Source organism: Mycobacterium sp. MAA66 (assembly GCF_041261665.1).
Taxonomy (GTDB): Bacteria; Actinomycetota; Actinomycetes; order Mycobacteriales; family Mycobacteriaceae; genus Mycobacterium.
Map to the genome: position 1 here is coordinate 288,957 of NZ_JBGCCC010000005.1, position 14,745 is coordinate 303,701.

The window sequence follows — 14,745 nt, forward strand, 5'->3', positions numbered from 1 at the left end:
CTGTGCATCACCGGTTTGACTACTGCACAGTGTCACGCTGGGCCATTCGGGCTATTACGGTGGGGGGCGGGACAACAGTGAGGAGTTCGTGGGTGGCCGGTCGCATCGAGATCGACGACGTCGCACCGGTGGTGTCGGGCGGGCGTTACCCCGCCAAAGCCGTGGTCGGCGAGGTGGTGCCGATCAGCGCAACAGTGTGGCGAGAAGGCCACGACGCGGTGGCGGCGACGTTGGTGGTGCGCTACCACGGGAGCACCTACCCGCATCTGGCGTCGACACCCCCGGGTGCGACACCGGTGCCGGTGCCCCCGTCTGGCGCGAAGGTCAAGCCGACCCGGCTGCCCATGGTGCCGGGAAATGCGCCCGATGCGTTCTGTGGCCAGTTCACCCCCGACGCCGTCGGCCTGTGGACCTTTCGCGTCGACGGCTGGGGCGATCCGGTGGCCACCTGGCGTGCCCACGTGACGGCCAAGCTCGATGCCGGGCAGAGCGAAGCCGAGCTGTCCAACGATCTGTTGATCGGCGCGGGGTTGCTCGAGCGCGCCGCCGCCGCGGTACCCAGGACGGACCGAGCACCACTGCTGCTCGCCGCCAAGCGGCTGCGCGAACCCGGAGACCCGTTCATCCGGGCCGGCGCCGCCCTGGCCCCCGATGTCACCGATCTGCTGCGTCAGTACCCACTGCGCGAATTGGTCACCCGCGGTGAACAATTCGGTCTCTGGGTCGACCGACCGCGAGCCCGATTCAGCTCCTGGTACGAACTGTTCCCACGATCCACCGGCGGCTGGGACCAGGCCGGCCACCCGGTACACGGCACGTTCGCCACCACCGCCAAGGCGTTACCCCGCATTGCCGCAATGGGTTTCGACGTGCTGTATCTGCCGCCCGTTCATCCGATCGGCACCGTACACCGCAAGGGTCCCAACAACAGCGTCACCGCCGGGCCAGACGACGTCGGCTCTCCGTGGGCGATCGGCAGCGCCGCGGGCGGGCACGACGCCGTGCACCCCGCGCTGGGCACGATCGCCGATTTCGATGATCTGGTAGCCGCAGCGCACGACAACGGTCTCGAAGTGGCACTGGACCTGGCACTGCAGTGCGCGCCCGATCACCCGTGGGCCAAGGACCATCCCGAGTGGTTCACCGTCCTGCCGGACGGCACCATCGCCTACGCCGAGAACCCGCCAAAGAAGTATCAGGACATCTACCCGCTGAACTTCGACGACGACCCCGCGGGCCTGTACGACGAAGTGCTCAGAGTCGTACAGTTCTGGATTTCCCACGGCGTCAAGATCTTCCGGGTCGACAACCCGCACACCAAACCGCCGAACTTCTGGTCGTGGTTGATCGAACAGGCCAAGAACGTCGACCCAGACGTGCTGTTCCTGTCCGAGGCGTTCACCCGCCCGGCCCGGCTGTACGGCCTGGCCAAACTCGGATTCACCCAGTCTTACTCGTATTTCACCTGGCGCACCTTCAAATGGGAGCTCACCGAATTCGGCCACGAGATCGCCGAGCACGCCGACTACGCCCGGCCCAACCTGTTCGTCAACACCCCCGACATCCTGCACGCGAGCCTGCAACATTGCGGCCCCGGCATGTTCGCCATCCGCGCGGCCCTGGCGGCGACCATGGGCTCCTCGTGGGGCGTGTATTCCGGCTTCGAGCTGTTCGAGCACGAGGCCGTACGCGAGGGCAGCGAGGAATACCTGGACTCCGAGAAATACCAGCTGCGCCCACGCGATTTCGACGCCGCGGCGACCGAAGGCCGATCCCTGGAGCCATTCCTGGGACGCCTCAACGAGATTCGTCGGCTGCACCCGGCGCTGGCACAACTGCGTACCATCCGGTTCCACCACGTCGACAACGACGCTGTGCTGGCCTACAGCAAGTTCGATCCGGTCACCGGTGACACGGTGCTGGTCGTGGTGACGCTCAACCCCTTCGGCCCCGAACAGGGCACCCTCTGGCTGGACATGGGCGCGCTCGGCATGGCCGACCACGACCGCTTCTGGGTCCGCGACGAGATCACCGGCGAGGAATATCAGTGGGGTGCGTCGAACTATGTGCGGCTGGATCCGGGCCGCGCAGTCGCTCACATTCTGAACATGCCGCAGATCCCATACGACCGCCGGCTCAGCCTGTTGCGGAGGCGGTGAGCGTGAAAAACGCCAAACTCCGTCCCACCCAAGATGATCTGGATCGGCTGCTGGCCGGCCACCACCACGACCCGCACTCGGTATTAGGCGCACACGAGTACCGCAACCACACCGTCATCCGCACCCTCCGTCCCCACGCGGTCGCAGTGACCGCACTGATCGGCGACAAGCGCTATCCGCTGACCCACCTGACGGGCGGGCTGTTCGCGGTGGCGGTGCCGTTCACCAAACTCGCCGACTACCGACTGGAAGTCGAATATCCTGGCGCGCCAACCCATGTCGTCGCCGATGCCTACCGGTTCCTGCCCACGCTCGGCGAGTTCGACCTGTACCTGTTCGCCGAGGGACGCCACGAACGACTGTGGGAGATACTCGGCGCCCACCCGCAGACCTTCTCCACCCCCGACGGCGACGTCTCCGGCGTTTCCTTCGCAGTATGGGCACCAAATGCCAAGGGTGTCAGCCTGATCGGCAATTTCAACCACTGGGACGGACTCGAGGCTCCGATGCGGGCGATGGGCTCGTCGGGTGTGTGGGAGCTGTTCTGGCCGGGGTTCGAGATCGGCGGTCTGTACAAGTTCCGGGTACACGGGATCGACGGTTCGGTGTCCGACCGCGCCGATCCGATGGCCTTCAGCACCGAGGTGCCACCCCTGACCGCCTCCAAGGTGTTCGTCAGCTCCTATGACTGGAGCGATGACTTATGGATGGCCCGGCGGGCCAAACTCAATCCGGTGTTCGAGCCGATGAGCACGTACGAGGTGCACCTGACGTCCTGGCGGCCGGGGCTGACATACCGGCAGCTCGCCGTGGAACTCACTGAATATGTTGTGGCACAGGGATTCACGCACGTCGAGCTGTTGCCGGTCGCCGAACACCCCTATGGCGCCTCGTGGGGCTACCAGGTGACGTCGTACTACGCGCCGACGTCGAGGCTGGGCGATCCCGACGATTTCCGATACCTGGTGGACGCCCTGCACGGCGCGGGCATCGGCGTGATCGTGGATTGGGTACCGGCGCACTTCCCCAAGGATTCCTGGGCTCTCGGACGGTTCGACGGCACCCCGCTCTATGAGCACGCCGACCCGCACCGAGGCGAGCAACTGGACTGGGGTACTTACGTTTTCGACTTCGGACGACCCGAGGTCCGCAACTTCTTGGTGGCGAACGCGCTGTACTGGTGCCAGGAGTTCCACATCGACGGGCTGCGCGTCGACGCCGTGGCGTCCATGCTGTACCTGGACTACTCACGGCCCGACGGCGGTTGGACGCCCAACATCCACGGCGGCCGGGAGAATCTGGAAGCCGTGCAGTTCCTACAGGAAATGAATGCCACGGTGCACAAGCTCGTCCCCGGCGTCGTCACGGTGGCCGAGGAGTCGACCTCATGGCCCGGTGTCACCCGAGCGACCAACCTTGGCGGCCTTGGGTTTTCGATGAAGTGGAACATGGGCTGGATGAACGACACCCTGGACTACGTCAGCCACGACCCGGTGCACCGCAGCTACCACCACCACGAGATGACGTTCTCCATGCTGTACGCATTCAGCGAGAACTATGTACTGCCCATCAGCCACGACGAAGTGGTGCACGGCAAGGGCACACTGTGGACCCGGATGCCCGGCAACGACCACGTCAAGGCGGCCGGACTGCGCCAACTGCTGGCCTATCAATGGGCGCACCCCGGCAAGCAATTGCTGTTCATGGGACAGGATTTCGGCCAGCGCGCCGAGTGGTCCGAGGAGCGCGGGCTGGACTGGTTCCAGCTCGACGAGAACAGTTTTTCGACTGGCGTGCAGCAGCTGGTGCGCGATCTCAATGGCATCTACCGGACCAACCGGGCGCTCTGGTCACGTGACAGCAGCCCCGAGGGCTACTCGTGGATCGACGCCAACGACTCGAGCAACAACGTACTGAGTTTTCTGCGATTCGGCGACGACGGTTCGGCGATGGCCTGCGTGTTCAACTTCTCCGGCAGTGAGCATGCCCAGTACCGGCTGGGCCTGCCGCACACCGGCGTGTGGCATGAGGTGCTCAACACCGACGCCACGATCTACCACGGGGCCGGCGCGGGCAACATGGGTGCAGTCGAGGCGACGGCCGAACCCTGGCATGGCCGTCCGGCATCGGCGGTGTTGGTACTGCCGCCGGTGTCCGCCCTCTGGCTGGCGCCCTAGTTCTCTGACGCGAGAATCAGTACAAGGCGTTGGCGAGGTTGCGCCGTCCGGCGATGACCTCGGGATCGGCCGGGTCGAACAGCTCGAACAGCTCGACGAGCCGGGTGCGTACCCGGGTGCGCTCGTCTCCGGCCGTCTTCTTCACCAGGGCGATCAGCCGGTTGAACGCGCCGTCGATGTCGCGCTGGAACAACTGTACGTCGGCGGCCGCCAATGCCAGGTCGATGTCACCGGGCGCCGCGTCGGCCGCAGCTACCGCGTCTGGGCTCTGCACAGAGGCCCGCTGCAGGAACGCGATCTGCGTCACCGCCCCCTTGGCCTCCACATTGGCCGGGTCACCCGCGAGGATCGCCTGGTACGCGGCCAACGCGGCGTCGAAATCACCGGCATCCAGGTAATCGCGCGCCTGCGCCACCGCCGGGTCGACCTGCTCTTCCTCCTCGGCACCACCGGCGCTGAGCTTGCCCGCAGTGGCCTTGAGCAACGAATCCACCCAGCGTCGCAGCTGATCGGCGGGCTGTCCACCCTCGAAGCTCGAAATCGGTTGTCCGCCAGCCAATGCCACTACCGTGGGCACGCCCTGGATGCCGAACATCTGGGCAATCCGCGGAGCGGTGTCGACATTGACGGTGCCGAAGGACCACTTGCCGCCATCCTCATCCGCCAACGCGGTCAGCAGCTGCCCCAGCTGCACGCTGGCGTCGCTGCGCGGCGACCACAGCAGCACCACGACCGGTACCGCGTCGGAGCGGACCAGGACTTCTGCTTCGAGATTGGCCTCGGTGATCTCGAGCCCGCCAGGGCCACCGGCGGCGGGCGCCGGACCATCGGCAGGGGCGGGACGATTCTTTAGCGCGGACAGGTCGACCGCGCCGGCGAGCGCGGGACCGATGGGACGCGGACGAGTCACCCGATCAGTCTGTCACGCGGCGACGGGAAGCCGGGCAGCGACCAACGCGCCCGAGCGTTCGGCCCAGCGCAGGAAGACCACGCTGGCCAGCGGCACGATGCTGGCCAGCAGCGCCGACACCCAGGTGGCCAGGGACCACCGCGCGGCCCGGCCCACCAAGACACCCAGCACGAGGAAGGCCAGGAACACCAGGCCGTGGACCATGCCGAAGATGTGCACGCCGATCTCGGTGCGGGGTGTGCCGACGTATTTGAAGTACATGCCGGTCAGCAATCCGACCCAACTGAATGCCTCGGCCATCGCGACCAGACGAAACCAGCCCGCCACCCGGGACAATCCAACAGCGCTCATGGCGCCATTGTGCCCGAGTGACGGGCCGACTACTACGAGGCGTAGTTCACACAACACCGCTCACCGAGGTGGCAACTTATCGCGAGGAATCGACGAAACGTCGCCATAAGTTGCCGTCCCGGCGGCAGGAAGCGTCAGGGGCGACGCAGGATCAGGGCGTCGCCCTGACCACCGGCGCCGCACAGCGCCGCCACCGCATAGCCCGACCCCTTGCGGGCCAGTTCCAGAGCGGCGTGCAGGGTGATCCGCGCCCCGGACATGCCGATCGGGTGGCCGATGGCGATGGCGCCGCCGTTGACGTTCACCTTGTCCGGGTCGACACCCAGTTCCTTCGTGGAGGCCAGCGACACCGCGGAGAACGCCTCGTTGATCTCGATGACATCCAGCTGATCGACGCTGATGCCCTCACGCGCGACGGCCTTCTTGATGGCGTTGGCCGGCTGGGACTGCAGCGTCGAATCGGGGCCGGCCACCACGCCGTGGGCGCCGATCTCGCACAGCCAGGTCAGCCCCAGCGACTCGGCCTTGGCCTTGCTCATCACCACGACCGCGGCGGCTCCATCGGAGATCTGCGATGCCGAACCCGCAGTGATGGTGCCGTCCTTGCGGAACGCCGGCCGCAGCCCGGACAGCGACTCGGCGGTGGTGTTGCCGCGGATGCCCTCGTCCTCGGTGAATTCGATCGGGTCGCCCTTGCGCTGCGGGATGGACACCGAGACCACCTCGTCGGCGAAGACGCCGTCCTTCCACGCCGCGGCCGCCTTTTGGTGCGACTGCGCGGCGAACTCGTCTTGCTGCTCCCGAGTGAACTTGTCGACGTCGTTGCGCTGCTCGGTGAGCGCGCCCATCGGCTGGTCGGTGAAGACGTCGTGCAGACCGTCGTAAGCCATGTGGTCCACCAGGGTGGTGTCGCCGTATTTGAAGCCCTCACGGCTCTTGGGCAGCAGGTGCGGGGCCTGGCTCATCGACTCCTGGCCACCGGCAACCACCACCTCGAACTCGCCGGCGCGGATCAGCTGGTCGGCCAGGGCGATGGCGTCGATACCCGACAAACACATCTTGTTGATGGTCAACGCCGGGACATCCCAGCCGATGCCGGCGGCGACGGCCGACTGACGGGCCGGCATCTGCCCAGTGCCGGCGGTCAGCACCTGGCCCATGATCACGTAATCCACCAGCGACGCATCGACGCCAGCCTTGTCCAGCGCGCCCTTGATGGCGATGGCACCCAGGTCACTGCCCGAGAAATCCTTCAGCGAACCCATCAGCTTGCCCACCGGAGTACGGGCTCCAGCCACGATTACCGAGGTCGTCATTTCCATCCTCCAACACGTTTGTAACGGCCAATGTGGCCCATCACACAGGCGCAAATTCTGTCGTCTCAGGTTACCTTTACGTTATGACCACCGAACACGTCGATGCCCGTCCCGCGCTCGCCAGCGCGCTCGTGACCGCGATTGATCACGTTGGCATTGCCGTGCCGGACCTCGATGTAGCGATCCGCTGGTACCACGATCACCTCGGCATGATCGTCCTGCACGAGGAGATCAACGAGGAGCAGGGCGTCCGCGAAGCCATGCTGTCGGTCCGCGGCGCAGCCAAGGGCAGCGCCCAGATCCAGCTGATGTCTCCGCTCGACGAGACCTCGACCATCGCCAAGTTCATCGACAAGCGCGGTCCCGGCCTGCAGCAGCTGGCCTACCGCACCAGTGACATCGACACCCTCTCCGAGCGCCTGCGCGCCGAGGGTGTGCGCCTGCTGTACGACGCCCCGCGTCGGGGCACCGCCAACTCGCGGATCAACTTCATCCACCCCAAGGATGCCGGTGGGGTGCTGGTCGAGCTCGTCGAGCCGGCCAAGGATTCAGAGCACTAAGACCACTTACGTGTCGGGCCGCGGTTGGCCCGGTTCGTCCAGCACGGCGTGTGCCAGTGCCGGCGGTCTTCTTCGTCGCCCTCCCGCCAGGTCACCAGATGCGCTGTGCCTGGCCGGATCTCGTGATCGCAGCCCGGGCAGCGATAGGTCTTGACTGCTCGCGAGCCCGGGATCTGCCGAACCTCGTAGTTGTACCCGTCGGGGCCGACCTCTACCCGCTGCGGCGACAGCGACGCCGGCAGGGGTCTGGGTTCACGTCGCTGCCGAGCCATCAGAAGAGCCGGTACTCGTCGCTCTCCATGCCACGCATCTGGTCGTAATCCAGTGTCACGCAACGAATTCCGCGGTCCGTGGCCAAGGTCCGAGCCTGCGGCTTGATCTGCTGAGCAGCGAATACCCCGGCCACCGGCGCCAGTACGCTGTCGCGGTTCAGCAGCTCCAGATACCGGGTCAGCTGCTCGACGCCGTCGATCTCGCCACGCCGTTTGATCTCGACCGCCACCGAAGCTCCGGTCTCGTCACGGCACAGCAGATCCACCGGACCGATCGGGGTCGGGTATTCCCGACGCACCAGGGTGTAACCCATCCCCAACAACTCGACGTGCTCGGCCAGCAGCTCCTGCAGATGCGCCTCGACGCCGTCCTTGACCAAACCGGGATCGACTCCGAGTTCGTGACTGGAGTCGTGCTCGATGTCGTCGACGGTGATGCGCAGCTGCTCACCGGCCTTGTTCTGCACCACCCAGACGAGGCCGGCTGCGCTCTCCGCGGCTTCTTCGGTGACCCAGCACGGCGGGCTCATCCAGTTCAGCGGCTTGTAGGCACGGTCGTCGGCATGGATGCTCACCGAGCCGTCCGCTTTGAACAGCAGCAGCCGACGAGCCGACGGCAGATGCGCCGTCAGACGTCCGACGTAATCGACGGTGCACTGGGCGATGACGAGGCGCACCCGAACCACCTTAGGGGCACGGAATCCCGTTGCTGACCCGCCCCACGAATTAGGCTGGCGCCACGATGACTGCCGATGATCCCGGGATGCCGCGCCTGAAACGGCTACGGGACGTGGTGATCCCCCAGACCGCACCGGAATACGGATCGTGGATTCTGGGGCGGGTCTCCGAAAGTCAGCGCCGGCGCCGCATTCGGATTCAGCTGATCCTCACCACTTTCGTCATCGTCGCGAACCTCATCGGCGTCGGCGTCTCGATCCTCGTGGTGACGGTGCTGTTCCCGACCCCCAGTGTCTTCGGCCCCGACGTGTGGTGGATCAGCGCCATCGTCACCCCGTCGTACATCGCACTGGCGTTCCTGATCGGCGTGGTGTGGGCAACCAACCGGGTGATCCAGAGCGTCCGGTGGGCCATCGCCGAACGTCCGCCGACGGTGGCCGACCAGCGCAACACGTTTAGGGCACCGGGCCAGCTGACCCGCGTGCTGCTGTTTCTCTGGGGCGTCGGCACCGTACTGCTGACCACGCTGTTCGCCCTGTACAGCCCCCACTTCATTCCGAAGCTGCTGTTGGGCGTCAGTTTTCCCGGCATCGTGGTGTCCACCAGCTGCTACCTCTACACCGAGTTCGCATTGCGTCCGGTGGCCGCAGACGCCCTACAGGCCGGACCGCCCCCGGCGCGCCTGGCGCCGGGCATCATGGGTCGCACCATGGTGGTGTGGGCGCTGGGCTCGGGTGTACCGATGCTCGGCGTGCTACTGGCCGCGGTGTTCGCCCTGACCGAATCCATGCTCACCCCAACCCAGTTCGCCTTCGCGGTGCTCATCCTCGCGGTGTTCGCGTTGGTGTTCGGTGCCCTGCTGATGTTGATCGTCACCTGGCTCACCGCCAGTCCGATCCGCATCGTGCGACGGGCACTGAGCCAGGTGGAACAGGGCGACCTCGACACCAACCTGGTGGTGTTCGACGGGACCGAACTCGGCCAGCTGCAACGCGGATTCAACTCGATGGTCGGCGGGCTGCGCGAGCGCGAACGGGTACGAGACCTGTTCGGCCGCCATGTCGGCCGTGAGGTCGCCGCGCTGGCCGAGCAGGAAAAGCCTGAACTCGGCGGTGAAGAGCGTTACGCCGCAGTGATTTTCGTGGATGTCATCGGCTCCACCCAACTGGTGACCAGTCGGCCTGCCGTCGAAGTGGTGCACCTGCTGAACCGTTTCTTCGCGGTGATCGTCGACGAGGTCGACCGTCACCACGGCATGGTCAACAAATTCGAGGGTGACGCGGTGCTCGCGGTGTTCGGCGCACCGGTGTCGTTGCCGTCGCCCGACGGCGATGCATTGGCTGCCGCCCGCGCCATCGCCTCACGACTCCGCGATGAGGTACCCGAACTGCAGGCCGGCCTCGGCGTCGCCGCAGGCACGGTCGTGGCCGGCAACGTTGGCGCACAGGAACGCTTCGAGTACACCGTGATCGGCGGCCCGGTCAACGAGGCGTCGCGGTTGTGCGAGTTGTCCAAGTCCGTGCCCGGCCATCTCGTCGCGGCCGCCGGGATGCTGGCCGGAGTGAGTAAAGCCGAAGCGACCCAATGGGTTCTGGGCGATACCGTCACACTGCGCGGCCTGTCCGAGCCGACCCAGCTTGCCCTTCCGCGCTAAACTCACAGCAGATCAACAGTGCAGCGCTCCCAAGGGAGAGGACCGTTGTAGCTATGAGAGTTATCTGGTTGGCAGCCGTCGGGGCCGGTTGCGCGGCGACGATCTCGGTCGCGCCGCCAGCGGCCGCCGACTCCTACGACATCGGCGGTTCAGCCGCCGATGTCGTCAACAATCTGCAATCCGAGGGATACCTGGTACAGATCAACTGGGTCGCTGGATTTGACACCGAACCGCTCGACGTCTGCTGGGTCACCGGGGTCAACAACCCCGGCAACTTCAAACCCGGCGGACCACACGGGGCGACGGTGTACGTCGACGTGCAGTGCCCGAATCACGACTGGTGATGTCGCTGCTGAATCAACTCTGCAGGTAGGGGGCGTACCGGTTGTCGTAGCCGGCCTTGCGCTGCGCAATCGCGGCCAGTCGCTCGGCTGCGGTGACATAGGTCGTCCCGGGTGGCAGCACGCCGCTCAGATCATTGATCGACACCACCTGTGAACTGACCGTCGGGTTGTCGGTCAGGCTGGTGTCGATGCCCTGGAATCGGATCGAGATGGTGCCCTGGTTCAGCCCGCCGGTCGAAACCCAGTTCGCCACACCGGGATCGGTCGGCGACACCACAATCGTGTACGTGCCATCCGGGTTTGCGATGGCCTGAGAGTTGTTCAGACTGGTCTGCTGATCCCAGTAGTTGTTGGTGATCGTCCAGTCATTGGTCACCGGCACCACGAAGTACGCGGCATTGCCGGGATTGATCGTGAGCACCAGCGCCTGGTCGTTCTTCAGCTGGAAGTACCCAGCGCTCTGCCGTTGCGTGGCCAGGAAAGTCGCGTTGCTCGTCGGGTCGGTGAAATAGTTCGCGGCCTTCTGGCCGTTGTTGGTGGCCACCGCCATGTACTGCGGCTCCATCACCAACCCGAGTCCCATCACGACCGCGGTCTCCAGGCCCTGCAGGATCGGCGGCATCGACGGCAGCGGCGGGATCAGCGACACCAGGTTGGTGAGGAACTGGTTGCCGGCGACCGCCGAGCCCAGCTTGGGGATGTCAAAACCACCGATCTGCGCAAACAGGCTGTCCTTCGGGCCGCCGACCCGCTGGATCGACAGGCTCATCGGCTCCTGAGTGTTCCAGTCCGACAGGGTGTTCCGGGCCACGATCAGAGTGGCATCGGTCGGGATCTGCAGGTGGTTGGTCTGCCCGGGTGCGGCAGCCTTGGAGCTGACCGTGATGGTGAAACTGCCGTCCGGATTGATCGTCATGTCGCTGGCGTCCAGCACGGCCGCGGTGGTGCCACCGAGACCGGTCAGCACACTGAAGCTGGTATCGGCCGGCGTCTCACCGGGGGTGAATTTTCCGCTGATGACGTATGACGACGTGGAATTGACTGCCATCATCCGGTAGATGGTGTCCGGATTGTCGTAGAGGATGCGGGTACCCGGCACCGTCTCGCCCATCCAGGTGTGCGGAGGCATAACCATCTGCAGCACAGTGGGATTCATCGGGTCGAGCAGCTGATACTCCATGGCCGCCTGCTGGGTATACTCGTTCACCGCATCAGCGAGCTGCTTGAGATTCTGCAGGTTCAGACCCCCGACGGATCGGAATTCGTACTCGCCCTCGATCGCGAAACCGACGAAGAGCACCGCCTTCATCACGTTCACCGCCAACGTCGAGACGATCTGCTTGGCCTTCTGTTCGGCGGTGAGCTGCTGCTGATTGGCCAACACCGACGTCGACGTCGTGGTGGTGGTCGAAGCGGTGGCCGCCAGCGACTTCGCGGAGACCACGGCCGCCGTCGTGCCAGCCGCGGCAGCCCCCTGCCGCCGAGCCGTCGCCACCGCGGCAGCTACCACCGAATCACCGACTGGCGCAGCCGGATTCGTGCCGGCGCCGGAAACCGGATTGCCCACCGATACGTGACTGCTGACGGTGCCGGTCGACGACGTGGCCACCGCGGGCGTCGCCGCAGCAGATTTTCGTACGTCGGCCTTCGCCTGCCGGGCTGCCGCCGGTTTCGCCGGCGCCGGTCCCGGCTTCTGGGCGCCCGCCGCGGAATCGTCGGTCGACGTGGACTTCGAGTCTTTAGGAGGTGCGCTGCGATGCGGTTGATCGTTCGTCCGGTTGCGGTGCCCCGGTCCGGCATCATGACTGCCGCCGGAGGCCGAACCTGCCGACGCGGATCCCGAATCGCCGGTCTTGGCCGACGCGGTGGCCGGGTGGTTGGCGACCGCCACTCCGATGCCGAGCGCTACCGCGAGTGCGCCGACCCTACCGATGAACCGAGCCGACTCAATTGACCGCTCATTCGCCATTGACGTGCGCTTTCTGTGGCCGGGAAGAATTTACCTGTATGTCGTTATAGCAAAGCGGACGCTACCGGTCAGCCGAATGCGAGACAAATGTGAAGATTTGTCTCGTGAGACATTGATGTCGTTTTTCCGCTAGTCCGGCCGCCATGTCCGTGCCATTGTCGATTTGTGCACGACGATTTCAACCGCTGCTACCGAGCCGTCCAGTCCAAGGACGCCCGGTTCGACGGCTGGTTCGTGACGGCCGTGCTCACCACGGGAATTTACTGCCGTCCCAGCTGCCCGGTGCGGCCCCCATTCGCCCGCAACGTGCGCTTCTATCCAACGTCCGCTGCGGCTCAACGGGCCGGCTTCCGGGCCTGTAAGCGCTGTCGGCCTGACGCCTCACCGGGCTCGCCCGAGTGGAACATCCGCGGCGACGTGGTGGCCCGCACGATGCGATTGATCGCGGACGGCACGGTCGACCGCGAGGGGGTCACCGGCCTGGCGAACCGAGTCGGCTACACCACTCGCCAGCTCGAACGGCTGCTCCAAGCAGAAGTGGGTGCCAACCCGCTGGCGCTGGCCAGAGCCCAACGCAGCCAGACCGCCCGGGTACTCATCGAGACGACCCAACTGCCCTTCGGCGACGTTGCCTTCGCCGCCGGGTTTTCCAGTATCCGGCAGTTCAACGACACCATCCGGGAGGTGTCCGCGCTGACCCCGACCGAACTTCGGACCCGTGCGCGAAACCGGTTCAGCCCCAACGAATCACCGAGCGCAGGGATGCTGTCCGTGCGACTTCCGGTCCGCCTGCCGTTCGCCTACGAGGGCATGTTCGGCCACCTGGCCGCCGCGGCCGTGCCAGGCATCGAAGAGGTACGCGATGGCGCCTACCGTCGGACGCTGCGGCTGCCATGCGGCAACGGCATCGTCAGCCTGACCCCACAAATCGACCATGTCCGCTGCGATCTGATTCTCGATGACTTCCGGGACTTGGCGACAGCCATCGCACGTTGCCGCCGACTCCTCGATCTGGACGCCGATCCGGAAGCCGTGGTCGACGTTCTCAGCGACGATCCGATGCTGGCCGCAGTCGTGGCCAAGGCACCGGGACAGCGGGTGCCCCGGACCGTCGACGAAGACGAACTGGCGATACGGGTCGTCATCGGTCAGCAGGTATCCATGAAGGCCGCTCGCACCCACACACGACGCATCGCCACCGCCTATGGAACCCCCGTCACCGATCCGGCCGGCGCACTCACCCATGTGTTCCCCGCAGTCGAAAGCCTCTTGGACATCGAGCCCGAGCACATGGCCTTTCCGCAATCGAGGCAGCGCACTCTGACGTCCTTGCTCAGTGCCCTCTCTGAAGGCTCCGTTGCCCTCGACGCGGGATGCGATTGGAATCGGGCCCGCCACACGCTCGGGGAACTGCCCGGCATCGGCCCCTGGACGGCCGAAGTCATCGCCATGCGTGCGCTCGGCGATCCCGACGCGTTCCCCGTCACCGACCTCGGCGTCCAGCAGGCCGCCAAACACCTTGGCCTGCCCAATAATCCGCGCCTACTGACAGACCACAGCGCCCACTGGCGTCCCTGGCGGGCCTATGCCACCCAACATTTGTGGACGTGCCTGAACCACGAGATCAACAACTGGCCACCCACCGAGCAGAAGGCGAAATGACCGAGACACTCCAAGCGCGCACCACCGACAGCCCAGTCGGGACGATCACGTTGGTAGGCCGTGACGGCCGCCTACGACACCTGCGGATGGATGACCAGACCTACGAGCCCAGCCACGACGGATGGGAACGCGACGATCACGCATTCCAAGACATTGTCGATCAATTGTCGGCATACTTCGCCGGCGAACTGATGGAGTTCGACGTCGAACTCGACATGATCGGTACCGAGTTCCAACGACGGGTCTGGCAGGCATTGCTGACAATCCCGTATGGCGAGACCCGGTCCTATGGACAGATTGCGACGCAGGTCGGATCGCCCGGGGCATCGCGAGCAGTTGGGCTCGCCAACGGCCATAACCCGGTCGGGATCATCGTTCCGTGCCATCGCGTCATCGGCGCCAACGGAAGCCTGACCGGCTATGGCGGCGGACTACACCGCAAACATGCTCTGCTCGAATTGGAAAAGAGCCGTTCAATGACAAATGAGCCGACCCTCTTCGACTGAAGTGGGTCGGCTCGTCATGTTGCGCTGAAAAATGCTTCAGAAACACAAAATGCCGCGGCCCCCAATCGAAATTGGGGGCCGCGGACTTAAATTGTGTTCGGCGGTGTCCTACTCTTCCACCCGATAGGGTAGTACCATCGGCGCTGGCAGGCTTAGCTTCCGGGTTCGGGATGGGTCCGGGCGTTTC

The 14,745-nt window shown here is 65.4% G+C and carries 13 protein-coding genes and 1 rRNA gene; 7 read left to right on the forward strand and 7 right to left on the reverse strand.

What is annotated here, in order from left to right; all coding sequences use genetic code 11:
- Positions 1 to 92: 92 nt before the first annotated feature.
- Both ABIA30_RS17695 and glgB read left to right on the forward strand, forming a co-directional pair.
- Positions 93 to 2,159 carry an alpha-1,4-glucan--maltose-1-phosphate maltosyltransferase gene (locus ABIA30_RS17695; RefSeq protein WP_370067651.1) on the forward strand — a complete coding sequence of 689 codons (2,067 nt, stop codon included), beginning with the start codon at positions 93 to 95 and terminating at the stop codon, positions 2,157 to 2,159.
- The gene (gene glgB, locus ABIA30_RS17700; RefSeq protein ID WP_370067653.1) at positions 2,156 to 4,336 is read left to right on the forward strand and encodes a 1,4-alpha-glucan branching protein GlgB; all 2,181 of its coding nucleotides are present in this window, start codon (positions 2,156 to 2,158) and stop codon (positions 4,334 to 4,336) included. Before ABIA30_RS17695 ends, glgB begins: the two co-directional genes overlap by 4 nt.
- A 16-nt stretch (positions 4,337 to 4,352) precedes the next feature.
- Here the strand turns inward: glgB and ABIA30_RS17705 are convergent, their stop codons facing one another.
- The 3 genes from ABIA30_RS17705 to ABIA30_RS17715 form a co-directional block, all read right to left on the reverse strand.
- On the reverse strand, positions 4,353 to 5,246 hold the full coding sequence (locus tag ABIA30_RS17705) for a tetratricopeptide repeat protein (RefSeq protein ID WP_370067655.1): 894 nt from the start codon (positions 5,244 to 5,246) through the stop codon (positions 4,353 to 4,355).
- Between the two features lie 12 nt (positions 5,247 to 5,258).
- A complete protein-coding gene (locus ABIA30_RS17710) occupies positions 5,259 to 5,597 on the reverse strand; it encodes a DUF3817 domain-containing protein (RefSeq protein ID WP_370067657.1) in 339 nt (112 codons plus the stop codon).
- Between the two features lie 134 nt (positions 5,598 to 5,731).
- The gene (locus tag ABIA30_RS17715) at positions 5,732 to 6,913 is read right to left on the reverse strand and encodes an acetyl-CoA C-acetyltransferase (RefSeq protein ID WP_370067659.1); all 1,182 of its coding nucleotides are present in this window, start codon (positions 6,911 to 6,913) and stop codon (positions 5,732 to 5,734) included.
- A gap of 83 nt (positions 6,914 to 6,996) precedes the next feature.
- Between ABIA30_RS17715 and mce the strand changes: the two genes are divergently transcribed.
- On the forward strand, positions 6,997 to 7,473 hold the full coding sequence (gene mce, locus ABIA30_RS17720) for a methylmalonyl-CoA epimerase (protein ID WP_370067661.1): 477 nt from the start codon (positions 6,997 to 6,999) through the stop codon (positions 7,471 to 7,473).
- Here the strand turns inward: mce and ABIA30_RS17725 are convergent.
- Together ABIA30_RS17725 and nucS are read right to left on the reverse strand one after the other, a co-directional pair.
- Positions 7,470 to 7,745, reverse strand: a complete 276-nt coding sequence (locus ABIA30_RS17725) for a hypothetical protein (RefSeq protein ID WP_370067663.1) — start codon at positions 7,743 to 7,745, stop codon at positions 7,470 to 7,472. The two genes, mce and ABIA30_RS17725, sit on opposite strands and share 4 nt — an antisense overlap.
- The gene (nucS, locus tag ABIA30_RS17730) at positions 7,745 to 8,422 is read right to left on the reverse strand and encodes an endonuclease NucS (protein ID WP_370067665.1); all 678 of its coding nucleotides are present in this window, start codon (positions 8,420 to 8,422) and stop codon (positions 7,745 to 7,747) included. Before nucS ends, ABIA30_RS17725 begins: the two co-directional genes overlap by 1 nt.
- A 65-nt stretch (positions 8,423 to 8,487) precedes the next feature.
- On the opposite strand from nucS, the gene ABIA30_RS17735 reads away from it, so the two are divergent.
- Positions 8,488 to 10,077: an adenylate/guanylate cyclase domain-containing protein gene (locus tag ABIA30_RS17735; protein ID WP_370067667.1), complete on the forward strand. Its 1,590-nt coding sequence runs from the start codon at positions 8,488 to 8,490 to the stop codon at positions 10,075 to 10,077.
- Between the two features lie 53 nt (positions 10,078 to 10,130).
- On the forward strand, positions 10,131 to 10,421 hold the full coding sequence (locus ABIA30_RS17740; protein WP_370067669.1) for a hypothetical protein: 291 nt from the start codon (positions 10,131 to 10,133) through the stop codon (positions 10,419 to 10,421).
- Between the two features lie 13 nt (positions 10,422 to 10,434).
- Here ABIA30_RS17740 and ABIA30_RS17745 read toward each other — a convergent pair whose 3' ends face one another.
- Positions 10,435 to 12,390 (reverse strand): DUF1214 domain-containing protein, encoded by a 1,956-nt coding sequence (locus ABIA30_RS17745; RefSeq protein ID WP_370067671.1) that lies wholly within the window; start codon positions 12,388 to 12,390, stop codon positions 10,435 to 10,437.
- Positions 12,391 to 12,555: 165 nt separating this feature from the next.
- Here ABIA30_RS17745 and ABIA30_RS17750 point away from each other — a divergent pair, with 165 nt between their 5' ends.
- Together ABIA30_RS17750 and ABIA30_RS17755 are read left to right on the forward strand one after the other, a co-directional pair.
- The gene (locus ABIA30_RS17750; RefSeq protein WP_370067673.1) at positions 12,556 to 14,052 is read left to right on the forward strand and encodes an AlkA N-terminal domain-containing protein; all 1,497 of its coding nucleotides are present in this window, start codon (positions 12,556 to 12,558) and stop codon (positions 14,050 to 14,052) included.
- Entirely contained in the window at positions 14,049 to 14,558 is a 510-nt protein-coding gene (locus tag ABIA30_RS17755; protein WP_370067675.1) for a methylated-DNA--[protein]-cysteine S-methyltransferase, read from the forward strand. Before ABIA30_RS17750 ends, ABIA30_RS17755 begins: the two co-directional genes overlap by 4 nt.
- A gap of 95 nt (positions 14,559 to 14,653) precedes the next feature.
- Here the strand turns inward: ABIA30_RS17755 and rrf are convergent.
- Positions 14,654 to 14,745: ribosomal RNA gene (gene rrf / locus ABIA30_RS17760) — 5S ribosomal RNA — on the reverse strand; the annotation flags it as partial.